The sequence below is a fragment of the Geodermatophilus amargosae genome, from assembly GCF_900116515.1.
Taxonomy (GTDB): Bacteria; Actinomycetota; Actinomycetes; order Mycobacteriales; family Geodermatophilaceae; genus Geodermatophilus; species Geodermatophilus amargosae.
In genome coordinates this window covers 142653-158289 of record NZ_FPBA01000011.1, presented here as the reverse complement: position 1 = coordinate 158289, position 15637 = coordinate 142653, and the positions used below count along the sequence as shown (strand labels likewise).

Below are 15637 nucleotides of genomic sequence, written 5' to 3'. Positions count from 1 at the left end.
CGGGTCGCGGGCCGCGGGTCAGTGGGGCTTGAGGGCGCCGGGGACCTGCTGGAGGGTGTCCACGGTCCGTTCGGGCTTGGGGTTGACCTGCCGGAACTTCTTGCGCCCCATGACGAACGCGACGGCGCCGATGACGCCCCAGAGGACCGCCACGATGAGCGCGGCCAGGCCGGCGTCCATCACGTTCTCCAGCGCCCACCACAGGGCGAAGGAGAGGAACATCAGCACCATGTAGCCGGCGAAGCCCGCGGCGCCGAACATGCCCGCGCCCTGGCCGGCCTTCTTGGCCTCGACCGTGATCTCGGCCTTGGCCAGCGCGAGCTCCTGGCGCATGAGGACCGAGAGGTCCGTGGTGACCTCGCTGATCAGCTCGCCGACCGAGGTACCCGAGACCTCCGGCCGTCCGGCCTCGGTCATCGGGGTCCCGCGATCACCGGCGTGTGCGCCGTAGGACTGGTCGTAACCGGCGCCCTGGGTGTACTCGGTCGAGCCCTGGGTGTAACCGGTCGCGCCGGTCGCGTCCTGCTCGTAGCCGGTCGCGTCCTGCTCGTAGCCGGTCGCGCCCTGGTCGTAGCCGGGGGTCGCCGCGTAGTTCGGCTGCGGCGGCTCGGGCGGGTAACCGCCCGAGCCACCCACCGGCGTGGCGCCGGAGTAGGGAGAGCTCACGGCTCAGACCCCCTGGCCCGGACGGCGGGCGGGGTCGTCCCAGCCGGCGGGCGCGGCCGGCGGCACGACGCTGCCGGCGGGCGGGACCGTGCCGTAGGGCGGCGGCGGCAGCGGGGTGCCCGGCGTGGCCGAGTGCTCCCCGTAGCCGGCCGTCGTCGTCTCGTAGCCGGTCGTCGTCTCGTAACCGCCGGCCGACTCGTAGCCCGTGTAGGTGGGGGCCGGGTCGACGTAGTTGCTGCCCGAGGAGTAGGTCGACGGCGTCGAGGCCAGCTGTGACCGGCCGCTCGAGGACGAGTCGTTGCTGTGCGCGGCCTTCACGCCGCTGGTCAGGCGACCGGCGAGGATCCCGGCGAGCGCGGCGCCGAGCAGGAAGGTGCCCGGCTTGCGGCGGGCGAAGGAGCGCACCTCGTCGAGCAGGTCGGCCGGCTCGCGGTTCTGCAGCAGGGTCGCGAACTCCTCGACCTTGCTGGCGCCCTGCTGGAGCAGGTCGCGGGCGGGGCCGGGCGCGGGGGCGTTGCCCTCGACCATGCCGCGCAGCTGGTCGGCCAGGCTCGACAGGCTCTGCCCGGCCTTCTGCTGCTGCGAGACGGCCTGCTGGCGGACCTGGGTGCGGCCCTGGTCGAGCAGGCTCTGCGCCTGCTGCTTGGTCTCGGCCACGACGTTCTTCGCCTGGTCCGCGGCCGTCGTGGCGACCTGCGAGCCGGCCTGCTTCGCGGTCTGGCCGACGTTGCGCGCCTCGTCCTTCGCCACGTCGGTGGTCGACGGCGAGCCGGAGGTGGTCGTGGTGGTCGAGGTCGTACTCGTGTCCCCGTAGCCGGTCGCGCCCGAGGAGGGCGGCGGCGGGAGGGGGGCGTCGATGGAGTGGGTCATCGTTCCTCCTGAGTGGATCTCGGTCGAGGCTGGCGCTACCCAGTAATGGATCACTCACACACATCCCGGCGACGGTCGTCGCCCGAATGGATGCAGGTGGAGCAGGGTCGGCGGCGCGGGGCGCGCCGGCCCGGTGGACCGTGGGGAGAGGCGGGCCGGGAGCCGGCCGGCTGGCAGTCCGTGCCCGGCGACGTCGCCGTTCCCGCAGGCCAGGGGCTACCCGGACGTGGCGGTCCGGAAACCGACGTCGGTCACCTCGGGCGCGGAGGTAAGGTGTGCCTCACCTGACTTGAGGAGGCCTCGTGGCCGAGCAGTCCCCGCGCCGCAAGCGGGTGCCCCGGACGGGCACCGTCGTGCGCACCGGTCACGTGACGCCGCACGTCGTCCGCGTCGTCCTCGGCGGGGAGGGGCTGGCCGGCTTCGCGCCCGGCCACACCGACTCCTACGTCAAGCTGCTCTTCCCGCCGGCCGGCGCTCCCTACGCCGCCCCGTTCGACCTCGACGACGTGCAGGCGCGGCTCCCGCGCGAGCAGTGGCCGGCGACGCGCACCTACACCGTCCGGTCGTGGGACGCCGACGCCGGTGAGCTGACCATCGACTTCGTCGTGCACGGCGACGTGGGCGTGGCCGGACCGTGGGCGCTGTCGGCCCGGCCCGGCGACACGCTGCAGATGTTCGGCCCCGGCGGCGCGTACAGCCCGGCCGGCGACGCCGACTGGCACCTCATGGCCGGTGACGAGACGGCGCTGCCGGCGATCGCCGCCGCGCTCGAGGCGCTGCCGGCCGGCGCGCGGGCCGAGGTCTTCCTCGAGGTGGCCGGTCCCGAGGAGGAGCAGGACCTCGCCGCCGGCCCCGGTGTGCGGGTCACCTGGGTGCACCGGAGCGCGGCGCCCGGCGTGGCGCTGGTCGCCGCCGTCCTCGCGGCCGACCTGCCCGAGGGCGACGTCCACGTGTTCGTGCACGGCGAGGCCGGCGCCGTGCGGGAGCTGCGCCGGTTCGTGCGCACCGGGCTCGGCGCCCCGCGGGAGCGGCTGTCGGTGTCCGGCTACTGGCGGATCGGCAGCACCGAGGACGGCTGGCAGGCCGAGAAGCCGCAGTGGAACGCCGCCGTCGAGGCCGAGGACGCCGGACTGTCGGTCGCCTGAGGGCTCCTCAGCCCGTCCGGTCAGCCCGTCCGGTCAGCCCGTCCGGTCAGCCCGTCCAGGGGAACCGCGGGTCGCGGCGTCCGGTGAAGGCGGCGACGCCCTCGGCGAGCTCGCCGGAGGCGATCGTCTCGCGGTACCAGCGGCCGGCCACCTCCTCGGCCACTCCCTCGGGATCGTCACCGCCGAGGGCCAGCGCCGCGGTGACCTCCTTGGCCGCGCGCTGGGTGAGCGCCGAGCGGCTCGCCAGCACCTCGGCGAAGCGGCGCACCTCGCCGGCCAGGTCGCCGGCGGCCAGCAGGCGGTCGACCAGGCCGGTGCGCAGCGCGGTCTCGGCGTCGACGAGCTCTCCGGAGTAGAGGAGGTAGCGCGTCGTCGCCGGGCCCACGAGGTCCATGAGCTGGCGGGTCGACGTGGGCGTGTAGACGATGCCGACCTTGGCCGGGGTGACGCCGAAAACCCCGGTCGGGTCGGTGAAGCGCAGGTCGCAGCAGGTGGCCAGCTCCACCCCGCCGCCGATGCAGTGGCCGCGGATCATGGCGATCGTCGGCCGGGGGAAGTCCCGCAGCGCGGCCTGGGCGGCGAGGTTGTCGCGGCGCAGCTCCGCCATCGGGTCCTCGGCGTCGGGCCCGCCGAGCAGGTCGGAGATGTCGGCGCCGGCGCAGAAGCTCGGGCCGGCGCCGGTGACGACCAGCACGCGGACGTCCGGGTCGGCGGCCAGCTCCGCCAGGACACCGGGCAGCGCGGCCCACATGCCGGCGGTGAGCGCGTTGCGCTTGTCCGCCCGGTCGATGGTCAGGACAGCGACGGCGCCGTCGCGGCCGACCCGCAGGTGCTCGGCCACCTGCTCAGCCCAGGTCGTCGGTGGCGAAGGTGTCGCACTGCGCCGGGTCGCCGGTCTCGTAGCCGGTGAGGAACCAGCGCTGGCGCTGCTCGGAGGAGCCGTGCGTGAAGGTGTCCTGGTCCACGTTCCCGCCGCCGAGGTCCCCCTGGATGAAGTCGTCGCCGATGCGGCCCGCGGTGTCCAGCGCGCGGTCGACGTCGTCCTGGGTGATGTCGGTGATCAGCGGCGCCCCGGACTCGTCGGGGACGGTCTCGGCGTGGTTGGCCCAGGTGCCGGCGTAGCAGTCGGCCTGCAGCTCCAGCCGCACGCTGCCGCTGGTCGCCCCGGTCTCGCCGGGGGTGACCCGCTGGTTGGTGCATAGCACTCGTTGACACGAACATCCGGCCAGGTGGGCAAGGGTTGACGAAGACATCCTGGCCATCGTCTTAGCAGGTGCAATAACGTGTCAACTCGAGCCGGCAAAGTAGTCAGTCTGTCTGATCAAATCCGCGGCTCAGCGGGCTCAGCGGTCCACGTCGGGCTTCCTCGCTCATCGGGGGAGCGGCGCGTACCACCTCGGCAGCAGCGGCGGCATACAGCGCCTTGGGGTCCTCCATGATTCGAATGGTCCCCGAGGAACGGCGCACTCACCACTGTCTTGCCATTTTGTCTAACACTCCGGGACTAGCGGTTGACACCTCCCCGGGTGCCGGCTTCCTGCTACGACCTGACAAAAAATCTTTTCGGTTCCGACCTGCGTAAATGCATTTAGGGGTAGACAGAATGGCGGAGTGCGCCGTTAGAGTCCGTTTAAGCTCGGTACCGTTCTCTCCGCAAGCAATCCCGCACCCCAAACACCACGCGGAGAGAACCCATGGCATCCACCCGACGCCCGATCCCAGACGGATACGTGTCCATCAAGCAGGCAGCAGGCATCCTCGGCTGCACCGCGATGACCGTTTACCGCATGTTCGAGCGCGGCCAGCTTCAGAAGCTGAAGGACCCCCGGAACCGCCACAACGTCCTCATCAAGGCGTCCGAGGTCCGCGCGCTAGCCAGTGCTGAGCCAGTAGTCGTCTAGAGACGGGAAAGGCCGCACCGGGGGACAAGCCCGATGCGGCCAGCCAGGTGTACAGACCTGGCACTTCCCTTCGCAACACCCAACCCAACAGCTCCCCCAACCACGAAAGGACCTGCCATGTTTAAGTATACCCCCGACCTGGCGCTACCTCCAATCGACTACGCACCCGGAGGAACCTGGCTACGCGGCGCAGCAATGTTCTACGCCAGCGCCGGATTCCCCATCGTCGCCAACCAGCCCGGCCTCAAGCGGGTCGCCTGGCAAATCCACGGCACCGACTGGCACGACTGGAACCTCACCGCGCTGACCACACCCGAGCAGGTGGCCAAGGCCTGGTCCCAGAACCCGGCGTACTGCCCCGGCCTCGTCACAGGCAGCATCAGCCGCGTACTGGTCATCGATGGCGACGTCAAGGGCGGGCAGAACCCAGCCAAAGAACTGGCCGACTGGTCGGAAGCCACCGGCATCGAGATTCCTGAGGGGCCGATTGCCCGTACTGCAACCTACCGCGACGGGCGCCGGGGATTCCACCGCTACCTCTACCTGCCCGACGCCGCCCCGGTCATCGACACCGTCACCGGCTGGCTGCCTGGCGTGGACATCATCTGCGAGCAGCGCCAGGTACTACTGGCCCCCTCGTGGAACGACAAGCGCAAGCTCAACGAGGCCAGGGGTGAAGGGCTCGCCGACCAGCAGTACATGTGGCAGCTCCCAGGGTTCAGGTACGGCTTCGAGACCCGCGACTACTACCCCACCGGGGAAGACCTCAGAGAGTCACTAGAAGAGGCTGTAGCGCCCGCTGGACTCCTAGAAGACATCCTCAAGCACGGGGCCAGCCGGACGGAGAAAGAGCGTCTGGCGGCCCTCAAGGAGGGTCTACCAACAGGGAGCACGGTCGACATCAAGGGCCTGGTTCTGGACGAGAACGGCCATATCAACATCGAGTGGTACGAGCAGAACGGCGCGCCCGACCAGTTCCAAAACAAGGTGCTGCTGAAAATGGCCACCAAGCTGCTCGGCTACATGGGCCAGCCCGACGAGGTCGCCATCGAACGCTGCTGGACCTATATCCAGAAGTGCGAGAACACCGACCCCACCTGGCCGTGGACCAGGGAGGACGTCGAGTACAAGGTCAAGAAGGTGAAGAAGTACATCGCCCAGGATCGGGCCAAGAAGCAGGCCGAAAAGCAAGCCGAAATGGATGAAGCAGTAGAAGCACTCAACAACTTTCTGAAGGGCATTCGATCATGAGCATCGACAACAACCTATCGGCCGAAGTAGACACCGAGAACCTGGCATCCGACCACCTTGAGGCTAGGGTTCACCGCAAGCAGATGCGCATGGCCTTCCGGATGGCCAAGGAGCACGGCCACGAACTGCGCCACGTGAGGGACGTCGGCTGGTTCGTGTGGCGGAACGGCTGCTGGATTCCTGATCCCAAGGACGCCCCGCAGAACGCGCTCATCCAAGTTAAGCAGAAGGCCATGCAGGAGGTCGCCCGGCTCAACGGCGAAGAGCGGGACAAGCTCTACAAGGACGCGGCCATACTTGACACGGCGAACAACATCAACGGCACCATCTCCATCGCCAAGGCCCTGCCACCTATCTCTGCGTCGGTGGAAGAGCTGGACCCTGACCCGTTCCTCGTGAACACCCCCGACGGCGTCTACGACCTGCGGACCTCCGAGATGTTTCCGCATGACCGCAAGCAGATGCACACGAAAATCACCGGCTGCTCGACCTTCGGCGCTCGGGACGACGGGCTGTGGCATCAGTTCATCGAACAGGTGCTACCCGATCCTGACGTGCGCCGCTTCGCTCAGAAGATTCTCGGCTACTCCATGCTCGGTCGAGTGCAGGACCAGATTTTTCCAATCTTCTTCGGTGAGTCCGGCACCGGTAAGTCGACGTTCCTTGACAGTGTCCATGCGGCGCTTGGTTCCTATGCCGGCCTCGCACCTACAACCCTATTGCTTGCCACCGGTGCCCGTGAACGGCACCCAACAGAAATCGCCGGCCTCCGTGGGCAGCGTCTCGTCATGGTCCACGAGACGGAGAAGAGCCAGCCACTGAAGACGGCTGCGATGAAGAACATGACGGGCGGTGACAGGCTCAAGGGCAGGTTCATGGCCAAGGACTTCTTTGAGTTCACGCCGAGCCACACGTTCGTCCTCGTCACCAACTACTCGCCCACCCTGGACGCCGATGACGACGCCGCCTGGGACCGGATCCGGGTGGTGCCCTTCATCAAGAAGTTCCGTGGCGAGAAGGACGAGAACGTGAACCTCGGGCACCAGATTCTTGAGTCAGACCTGCCATCGGTTCTCCAGTGGGTGCTGGACGGGTACGAGCTGTACGAGGCCGGGGGGCTGAGGGAGGTCCCGCAGGCGGTTGTCGATCAGACACGGGAGCACAACCAGAAGGTGGACGATCTCACCGAGTGGATCAATGAGGAGGTCGCGCCAGCCCCTGGGCAGAGGGTCCTGGTGAGCGCGATGTATGAAGCATGGCGCCAGTGGGCCAAGCCTCAGAGCATCCCACCCGGCCGGAAAAACGATTTCACGGCCAGGTTGGAGCGGCGCAGGTACCGGATGGAGACCGAGGACCGACAGAACTGGGTCATGGATGTGGCTCTTCCTGTTACGGATAGCTCGGAAATCTATGCCGGCTGGCGAGGTGGGCGGCCCAGCCAGTGTGGTGAACAAAAGGTGAACGAGCCCGGGTTCTGATGCCATTGGGTGCGCCCGAGCAACAGAGATGGCGGTCCAGCTCACAGTTTCTCCGGGGACTGCGGGTTGGGCCGCTTCCCTTTGTTCTACAGAGAGTAAGATTTTTGGTCTACGGAGAGTAGCTGCAAGTCTCGTGAGTCTGTTTTGGTCTCTGCTATGCGAGGGAGAGTTTCAGAACCTATTAAAGAGACTTACGAGAGTTGCACAGAGCTATGACAAGGACTTTTAGAGTTGTAGGAGAGTTGTAGGAGAGTTGTAGGACAGGGGGAAAAGAGTGGTTGGAGCGTGGTCTAGGTCACCCCTATCCATCACCGGGTCGTGACTGCCGCATCGTGCCAGAACGTGCTGTGATTCCTGGTAGACCTGTGGTGTGGGTCGGACAGCCCAGCACACCATTATAAGGAGTAGCAATGACCACCGAGTGCAGCAGCTGCCGCCACACGTCGGGACACTGAGGTTTTCTCACCGGATTGGCCGCTCGGCGTTGGCCAGGGCAAGTGCGGCCGCGACGATGGCGCCGATTCGCTGAGGGCACAGCCGGATACGGTGCAGCGCTTCTATCGGGTCTTGGGCAGCGCGATGCTCCGTTTGCCTTCGGCGCGCAGCCGGGGCAGCAGTCGGTTGCGGGTCGCGGTGCTCGGGGCCAGGTGGTCGCCCTTGGCTGGCGTGTGCACGCCGATACCGGCGCCGTCGTACCCTTTGTCGGCCAGCGTGGGTAGTCCGAGCAGGGCGGCCGCGGCATGCAGCGCGCCGAGGATGCCAGTGGCGCGGGCGGCAGCCAGGTCGTGACTTGAGCCGGGCTGCACGTCGGAGACCGCGACCGGATGGCCGTCGGGGTCGCCGACGATCTGCGCGTTGCCGCCGTGGACGTGATGCTTGCCGGAGTACCACAGGTCATGGCCGGTATGGGGGTTCTTCGTTCGACAGCGGTCGGTGGCGATGAGGGTGCCGTCTAGGGTGACGACGTTACTCCAGTCGGCGGCCCGTCCGGCCTGCAGCACCTGATGCAGCTCAGGAGCTTGAGCGGCGAGTACGTCGATGCCCTCGTGCAGAAAGCGGTGCCCCGTCGCGGTCGACACTGCGGCGTCGCGGGCCAGGACCGGCATGCCGGTGTCCTCGCGGAACCAGCGCAGCACTAGCACCGCCTGGTCGCAGCAGGAGGCGGGCGAGCGTCGATGCCGGTGCCCCGGCGGCGCCGCTCGGCGACGAGCAGCTCGACCAGCTGCGTCGCGGTGTCGGCGGGTACGTCAAGCGTGGCGGAGTCGGTGACCACGCGGGGTCCTCGCGATCATGGTCAGTTCCCTAGGAAGAACCGATCCTCAATCGCAGGGCCTCGCGCCTCATGCAGTGACATACCTCGTGCGCCGGCGACCTGCCGCTTCGGCGCCCCAGGTGAGCCTCCGTCGCCATTCTATTGAGAAGACCTTACTGCGAGTGACTCATAAAACTACTCGTGGCGTACATCAACCGCTTCGCACAAGCGCCCGCGCCCGCGCCCGCACAAGCGCCCGCGCCCGCACAAGCGCCCGCGCCCGCGCCCGCGCCCGCGCCCGCGCCCGCGCCCGCGCCCGCGCCCGCGCCCGCGCCCGCGCAAATTATATCATCAACCTTGGGGGGTTGAATCGGGTTGTTGGGCGCGACGATCGAGCTCGACGGTGACTCGCGTCCCTGTATGGCCCCACCTGTTGCAGGGTTGACGAGGAGCGTTCTGTCAACCACCTCATGCGGAAAACGTCCGCTCCAACGAGTGATGTTGGATCTGTTTCGTCACCGCAGCGCACCGCTGGAACGCCAACGGGGGCAGCGAGTCCGACCTGATGCGGCTGAACAGCTGGCGGTCTCCGCGGATGCTGCGCCGATACATCGCCTCGACGGCCGATGCCCGGGCTGTGGAGGCACACCTACGGTTCAGCCTGGACGACAAGTTCTGACCGCTCGGCGCTTGAGCAGAGCGGCGCAGGTTGTTGCCCTATCTGCAGTGAGTCGATCAGGTTGAGTTCCGCGTCTAGCCAGACATGGTCGATAAACGCCATGAGGGCCTCTGTGACGGGCGATCTGGCTGGATGGGTGCCTTTGGAGTCGGGAGATCCGTGAGGTCCTAGATGCCGAGGATGAGTGCGGCTCTTAAAAGTCGTTCCAGAATGACCGGCGCGCCTCCTTCGGATGCTGGCCGCCGTGCTGAGGCTGTGGTGGGTGACCGAGGAACTGCTGCCTGACGGGATGTGGGAGCGAGTGGCGCCGCTGCTGCCGGCGCCGAAGCCGCGTCGCCATTGGCATCCGGGGCGTCTGCCGGTCGATGATCGGGCCGCGCTGGCCGGGATCGTGTTCGTGCTCAGGACCGGGATCGCTTGGAACCAGTTGCCCGCCGGGCTGGTCGGCTGCTCGGGGATCACCTGCTGGCGGCGGCTGCGGGACTGGACCGAGGCCGGCGTCTGGCCGGCCCTGCACGAGGCGCTGCTGGCCGAGCTGCGTGCCGGCGATGTGCTGGAGCTGGACCCGCTGCGCGGTCGACGGCTCCCACGTCCGAGCGCTCAAAGGGGGCCCACGTCGGCCCGTCGCCGGTCGACCGAGGCCGTGCCGGCTCCAAGCACCACCTGATCTGCGATGCCGGCGGGATCCCGCTGGCGGTCACCCTCACCGGTGGCAACCGCAACGACATCACCCTGCTGATTCCGCTGCTGGACGCGGTGCCACCGATCCGCGGCCGCCGCGGACGACCTCGCCGCAAGCCGCGCGAGGTCTACGCCGACCGCGGCTACGACCACGACAAGTACCGGCGGCTCCTGCGCGCCCGGGGCATCACCCCGCGCATCGCCCGCCGCGGCGTCGCGCACGGCTCCGGTCTGGGAAAGACCCGCTGGGGCGTCGAACGCAGCTTCGCCTGGCTGCACGCCTTCAAGCGCCTTCGCACCCGCTATGAACGCCGAGCCGACATCCACCTCGGCCTACTCCAGCTGGCCTGCGCCCTGATCTGCTACCGGCACCTACCGTCGTTCTGAAACGACTTCTTAGCCGCAGGCCACGATTCTCGGCTTGACGGCTGCGCGACACAGACCTAAGCCTCTAGTTCGAGGACAACCGTACGGGAATCCTGACGACCGTCACCGCTTGTTTCGGGGCTAGGAGTCCTCATGGGCGCAGGCAGAATTCGGATGGTCATTGTCGGTGCCACCGTCGCGGCGCCACTGCTGCTGGGGGTTCCGTCTGCGATGGCGGCCAATCCCAACTACTACACCACTCCCGCCGCCGGCGGACCAGCTTCGCCCAATTCCAACGATCCGCCCCCTGAGGTGTGCACCTACAAGGCTCCCCCAGCGGAAGGTGGGGAAGCGCCAGGTTCCACCGCCGCAGGCGGTAGCCCTGGTTACGTGCTGAACCAGTGTCGAGCGACCGGTGTCCAGTCACCGTGAGCTAGGAAGCCCTTGCTCGCTGCCATCGCAGCACTGTTGTCTAGCGACAACCCCACCGTCTGCGCTTATGCTACTGGCTATTCTGTGATTGCTAAGTCTGACACAATAGCACCGACGAGCGTCCCCTGGGGTAGCTCCAAGTTATCCCTACTGAGCTCGCGTAGAATGCGCGAAATTTCGGCTCTCGCGCGCGCAGGGCTTGGGACCGATACGCCACCACCATCAAAGCGATGATCGGTCAATGCCTGAGACTGTTCACCGGTGTCGGCCCCGCTGAACCTTACGGTGCTGGGCTTTCCCGTTCATTGCGCATACCACAAACCCGAACTCCAGCGCTCCCGATTTCCCCTCAGCGTTCAGCACACGTAACCGTTGAAGCTGGCCGAGCGCTACAACACGAGCCGAAGAGCTTAGTCGAAAGGAAGGATCCTCATCTGGGTCGGCTCATGCTGCTTGCCGGTCCTGGCCTTGGAGCCGGCACACGTCGGCGCGGACGCTGGCTGGCGGTCCTGGGCGGTGAGGTAGCCGCACACGGGACAGTAGAAACCGATCTGCTCGCCGTCGGCCGGTTGCCGGGAGGTCCCCTCAGCGTCGTGCTGGTCCACCGCCACCAGCATCCTCTCTTCTGCGCTATGAGAGGGGTCGGCGCTTGGCAGGAGATGCCGTCTCCCCGAGCCCGGGCGGCGACGGCCTCGGCGTGCAGCTGTGCGCCGGTTCGCGACTGACGCAGCTCTCGCGCCAGCCGCCGCTCCCGCACCGCCCGGGCGTCCGGGTCGACTGAGGCGCCGTGGTGACCGTGCGTGCACTTGCGCCAGCACACTGGCGTCGTCCGGTGGGCGCGTGTCACCGTGAGCGTGGCGCTGCAGCTCCTCTCGATCCTCGACGCGAAGGACGCGGACATGACTGGAACGCACGTCCCCCTCCTTGGCTCCGACCTGTACGAGATCGCCTATCTGGCCGGCGGGCCTCGCCGGGCCGTTGAGGCCGCCGTGGTGGCGTTGATCGAGGACGGGCGCCTGCAGGTCACCCGGTCCATCGCCGAGCTGCACGTGGTCGACCCCCGCTCCCGGCACCCTGTCGAGGCCGCCGTGCTCGACGCCGCAGATCCTCCCGCCCGCCGGTCGATCGACGCGATCGTCCGGCGGTTGCGCCCCGACGACCGGCTGATCGCTCTCGCCGACGGCCTGCAGCAGGCCGGCCTGGTCTCCCGGCGCGGTGGCGTGGAAGCCACCGCCGAATTGGCCTGGAGGGCCGTCAGGCTGACCCGGGCCGGACGACGTGCCCTCCGCCGGCTCCGAACCGATCCGCCGGTCGTCGGGCGCTCTGAGGCCCTCGCAGTGGCGCTCGGTGGCCGCCGAGCCTGGGCGGACGACGGACTCCTGCGGACGGTCGTTTTCGCTCCAACCCGGCCGCACCTGCCGACTGACTCGGGCACGAGCGTGCGCGAGGTCCGCCGGAGCCGCTCGGGGGCGTACGCCCACGACGGCACCACGGGAGGGTGGGCCGGGACCGGCTGGGGCGGCGGCTTCGGCGGTGACTGCGGCGGCGATGGTGGGAACGGCGGCGGTTGCTTCTAACCCACCGGGACCGACCCGACTGCGCCGACCGACGCCACCGCGGCCCGCATCGCCTCCCGAGCAATCGGCGACTGCAGTACTAGCGCCCTCGGCCCCGCTTCCAGCCGCGAGTCATCTCTCACTCCTCCACAACCTCTCGACGATGTCCAGTCTGTGGTGAAAGCAACGGCTTGGTTGAGGTTTAGGAGGTGCACCGAGTCCATATAATCACTGCTCATCTTGCCCCCGATCAGGAGTCTGTCAGCAGCAATTCGGAAAGAGATTATGTGACCGCATCATCGAATTCCCCTGAAGGAAGCGAAGTCCCCAAGCCGGTTATCACAGGCCTGTGGGTGACGCTTGGAATCCTGTTGATCGCCCTCGTCGTGATCGCCGCTACTCTGCTCGTCAGAATGCAATTTTTCTCCAATGCCGCGCCAACCAATCAGCAGATCAACAGTATCTGGGCCTTTCTTGGCGTTGCCTTGGGTGCGGTAGTGACGCTGATTGGGGCACTGCTTACTGACCAGCACAATCGCCGCACAACAGCGCTAGCCCGGGAAGCTGCGCACCGACAGCAGTTGGATAAGGAGCACGAACACAATCTGGCTACACAAGCGGAGAAGCGTCTCGCCCTAGATACAGTCGCCAAATTGCTAGAGCTGTTAACGGACGACAGTGGCCAATATGCACCGAAAGCCCGAGTTGGCGGGGCCATAGCGACAATGATGGAGCTTCACGGAGGTTCCGTTGCAATAAGGATACTCGGCGACCTGTGGGCAACGGACAAAGTTGAGGTCGCTACCGCTGTATGGCTTCTAGAGCAGGTTCTCGAGGACGAGGACCTTTCTGCGTCTCAGGCGAGTGACGTCACTACGCTATTGGCTCTTAATGCAACGAAGCTCTTTCCGACCGAAGGTGACGAACATCAAGACTGGAATGCTTGGCCGAAAATTCTCCACGGCCCGTGGCCTCCGCATCTAACCAAGCAGGCTAAGCATAATCTGCTTATGGCCGCCGTCTACGCGCTCATGGGTCGCAACCTACAATACTGGAAGGAAAAGGCAAACGTCCTACCCGTGCAGACGCTGTATGTTGCCCTTGAGGATTCGCATACCGCTTGGTCGGCAAGTCAGATATTGATCACACTCTCCAATGTGGGTGTATTGCAGGATCTACCGGCGGTGGGGATGTCTGCCTTCGATCGATCAAGGGTGCGCTCAAGGGCGGCAGAAGGAGCGCCTGCGCTTTGGTGGTCACGACTTCTCCATCAACTTGAGCAGTGGGCTCAAGGTCAACAGCATCGAACGGCAGTTCGTTCGGATGACATAGCCGCAATTACCAATCACTTGGGTGGCCGCCCTTAATTGAGCCGCTGCACGGACTGGTCAAGTCAAGAGTATGTGACTCGGCTAACGACCTGGTGCACCGTAAGCGGGACGGCTTGCTCGTGAACGAAGGGGCAGGGTCGTGGTGTGCCGAGGAGCCTGGCCCGCGCCGCTGCTGTCGTCGATCGCCATGTGACCGGGCTGTCCCTTGAAGTGCTCGTTGAGCTGGTCGCCGAGCTGGGGCCGCGCTGGCGGGCGCGCCACGACGCACGGTTGGCCGCGCCGGTGGGCGATTGGGGCTGGTGCAAGGCAGCGACTGGTCTTCATCGACCGGGTGCTGGCCACGCTGCCAAAGCTTCTCGGGATGCTTGCTCCATCGGCCCATCCGGGCCCTCCCTCCTTGGCTTCTACCAAGCCTGGAGGTGTTCAGCTACCGAGGTCACTTCAGGACCGCGTGCGACAGTCGAGGAGTGCACCCGGGAGAAAGATCCGGCGACGGCGACGCCGAACCGGCTCGCCGGTACTCGCGATCCTGGAAATCCTCATCACTTCCGCGTCTGCTCATCGCGCTCTGCACAACAAGAGTGACAAGCGTCCACTGGGGGTATCTCCGAAGTATCCTTACTGAGCTCGCGCAAGATAAGCGCGATTCTGGGGTCTCGTGCGAGTGGGGCCTGATCTCAAAGCGCAACTACGATCGAGCGACTGACCAGCTGCAGACCTGCAGTGGTCCACTGAGCGTCAGCCCCGCTTGACCTGATAGAAGTCGGGCTGCCCCATACATCACGGATGGCATGCACCCGGACCGCACCGCTCCCACTTTCCCCTTCGTGCGTCGCCGGCGCACGTGATCGTCCAAGCTGCCTGAGCGCTACAAGACGAGCCAAAGAGCTCAGTCGAAAGGAAGGATCCTCATCTGGGTCGGCTCATGCTGCTTGCCGGTCCTGGCCTTGGAGCCGGCACACGTCGGCGCGGACGCCGGCTGGCGGTCTCGGGCGGTGAGGTAGCCGCACACCGGACAGTAGAAGCCGATCAGCTGGGCGCCGGAAACCTCGCCGCCGGCCGATTGGCGGGAGGGGTCCTGGGCGTCGTGCCGGTCCACCGCCACCAGCATCCGCTCTTCTGCGCGATGAGATGCGCGATGAGGTGGGTCGGTACCTAGTAGGCGTCGCCGTCCCCGGGCGCTGCGCATCTCCTGCGTCCCTCGGTCGGCCGGTCATCCCAGTCAGGACGTACAATGCTACTTAGGCAGGTGTCTAGGTCCTCTGCTCAGCGGGTTTGCGGGGAGCGAGTCAGCGCTTCGATGCATGACCCCGCCGCACACCGCCCGATCGGGTCGGCGTAGCTCTTGCGCTGCGAGACATGGCAGTGGGCGCACCTCGACTTCCCTCTCGTGCACGCCTCACGGATCCCAGGCCAGTGATGAGGATGCCCATGTCTTTGACAGGACGGCGGCGGGTAGTTCGCTCCCCTTGACGGACTAAGTTGTCTCGCTCTGTGGACGGCCGCGCCTTTACGGGGAGGCGCAGCCCCGAAGGTGGCTCCGGTAACCATGATCCCAACGGGGTCCCGTACCGGCCGCGCATCGCCGCCGGACACGCGCTGCGACGGCGGCGGCCGCCGCGGGAGCTACCGGTGACCGGCCGACACCGGCTGCCCGAGGACTGGCAGCCGGAGCGGGTAGAGGTCACCGACCACCCCAGCGGGGCCTACGCAGCTGAGTGGTCCTATCCGACTGTCAGCGGGCTGCGTCTGGTACGCATCGTCCGCCTCGACAGCGGCGTGGAAATCTTCCAGGCCATCACCGACGAGGAGCCGTGACGCGGGCGGGCAAGTGCCTCTCCACGCATCCGAGGTTCCCGGATCACATGGGTACAGGAGAAGTCGAAGGCGCGGGCGGACGCTTCCACTCTCGCTCCGAACCGGCGGGGGGAATCGTCTGCGCCACTCCCATCCAGGGCGCCGCCCCGCAGGTGCTCCCAACACCTACAGGGCGACTTGATCCTTCACCTGCCTGAGAGGAAGAGGACCC

12 protein-coding genes and 2 pseudogenes are annotated in these 15637 nt (G+C 66.9%); 8 read left to right on the top strand and 6 right to left on the bottom strand.

What is annotated here, in order from left to right; translation table 11 throughout:
- Positions 1-18 precede the first annotated feature (18 nt).
- Both BM414_RS30845 and BM414_RS15800 read right to left on the bottom strand, forming a co-directional pair.
- Positions 19-666 carry a phage holin family protein gene (locus tag BM414_RS30845; RefSeq protein WP_245784762.1) on the bottom strand — a complete coding sequence of 216 codons (648 nt, stop codon included), beginning with the start codon at positions 664-666 and terminating at the stop codon, positions 19-21.
- Between the two features lie 3 nt (positions 667-669).
- On the bottom strand, positions 670-1536 hold the full coding sequence (locus tag BM414_RS15800; protein WP_093580703.1) for a hypothetical protein: 867 nt from the start codon (positions 1534-1536) through the stop codon (positions 670-672).
- Positions 1537-1838: 302 nt separating this feature from the next.
- On the opposite strand from BM414_RS15800, the gene BM414_RS15795 reads away from it, so the two are divergent.
- Positions 1839-2681: a siderophore-interacting protein gene (locus tag BM414_RS15795; protein WP_093580701.1), complete on the top strand. Its 843-nt coding sequence runs from the start codon at positions 1839-1841 to the stop codon at positions 2679-2681.
- 46 nt (positions 2682-2727) lie between these two features.
- Here BM414_RS15795 and BM414_RS15790 read toward each other — a convergent pair whose 3' ends face one another.
- Both BM414_RS15790 and BM414_RS15785 read right to left on the bottom strand, forming a co-directional pair.
- Complete coding sequence (locus BM414_RS15790) at positions 2728-3522, bottom strand: enoyl-CoA hydratase/isomerase family protein (RefSeq protein WP_093580699.1); 795 nt, start codon at positions 3520-3522, stop codon at positions 2728-2730.
- Between the two features lie 4 nt (positions 3523-3526).
- Positions 3527-3886, bottom strand: a complete 360-nt coding sequence (locus BM414_RS15785) for a neutral zinc metallopeptidase (protein ID WP_245784761.1) — start codon at positions 3884-3886, stop codon at positions 3527-3529.
- Between the two features lie 525 nt (positions 3887-4411).
- On the opposite strand from BM414_RS15785, the gene BM414_RS15780 reads away from it, so the two are divergent.
- From BM414_RS15780 to BM414_RS15770, 3 genes are all read left to right on the top strand, one after another.
- A complete protein-coding gene (locus BM414_RS15780; RefSeq protein WP_139245892.1) occupies positions 4412-4582 on the top strand; it encodes an excisionase family DNA-binding protein in 171 nt (56 codons plus the stop codon).
- Between the two features lie 195 nt (positions 4583-4777).
- Positions 4778-5833 (top strand): bifunctional DNA primase/polymerase, encoded by a 1056-nt coding sequence (locus BM414_RS15775; protein ID WP_175551621.1) that lies wholly within the window; start codon positions 4778-4780, stop codon positions 5831-5833.
- On the top strand, positions 5830-7311 hold the full coding sequence (locus BM414_RS15770) for a DNA primase family protein (protein ID WP_093580691.1): 1482 nt from the start codon (positions 5830-5832) through the stop codon (positions 7309-7311). The genes BM414_RS15775 and BM414_RS15770 overlap by 4 nt, the downstream gene beginning before the upstream one ends.
- A 462-nt stretch (positions 7312-7773) precedes the next feature.
- Here the strand turns inward: BM414_RS15770 and BM414_RS15765 are convergent.
- Positions 7774-8584: pseudogene (locus BM414_RS15765) on the bottom strand (transposase family protein).
- A gap of 920 nt (positions 8585-9504) precedes the next feature.
- Here BM414_RS15765 and BM414_RS15755 point away from each other — a divergent pair.
- The 3 genes and pseudogenes from BM414_RS15755 (at position 9505) to BM414_RS28455 (ending at position 13644) form a co-directional block, all read left to right on the top strand.
- A pseudogene (locus tag BM414_RS15755) lies at positions 9505-10310 on the top strand (IS5 family transposase).
- A 1211-nt stretch (positions 10311-11521) separates the two neighbouring features.
- Positions 11522-12298: a TIGR04222 domain-containing membrane protein gene (locus tag BM414_RS30250; RefSeq protein WP_093580686.1), complete on the top strand. Its 777-nt coding sequence runs from the start codon at positions 11522-11524 to the stop codon at positions 12296-12298.
- A 266-nt stretch (positions 12299-12564) separates the two neighbouring features.
- Positions 12565-13644, top strand: a complete 1080-nt coding sequence (locus BM414_RS28455) for a hypothetical protein (protein ID WP_139245888.1) — start codon at positions 12565-12567, stop codon at positions 13642-13644.
- 853 nt (positions 13645-14497) lie between these two features.
- Here BM414_RS28455 and BM414_RS15740 read toward each other — a convergent pair.
- Positions 14498-14719, bottom strand: a complete 222-nt coding sequence (locus tag BM414_RS15740) for a hypothetical protein (RefSeq protein WP_093580684.1) — start codon at positions 14717-14719, stop codon at positions 14498-14500.
- 521 nt (positions 14720-15240) lie between these two features.
- Between BM414_RS15740 and BM414_RS15735 the strand changes: the two genes are divergently transcribed.
- Positions 15241-15426 (top strand): hypothetical protein, encoded by a 186-nt coding sequence (locus BM414_RS15735; protein WP_093580683.1) that lies wholly within the window; start codon positions 15241-15243, stop codon positions 15424-15426.
- The last annotated feature ends 211 nt before the right edge of the window (positions 15427-15637 follow it).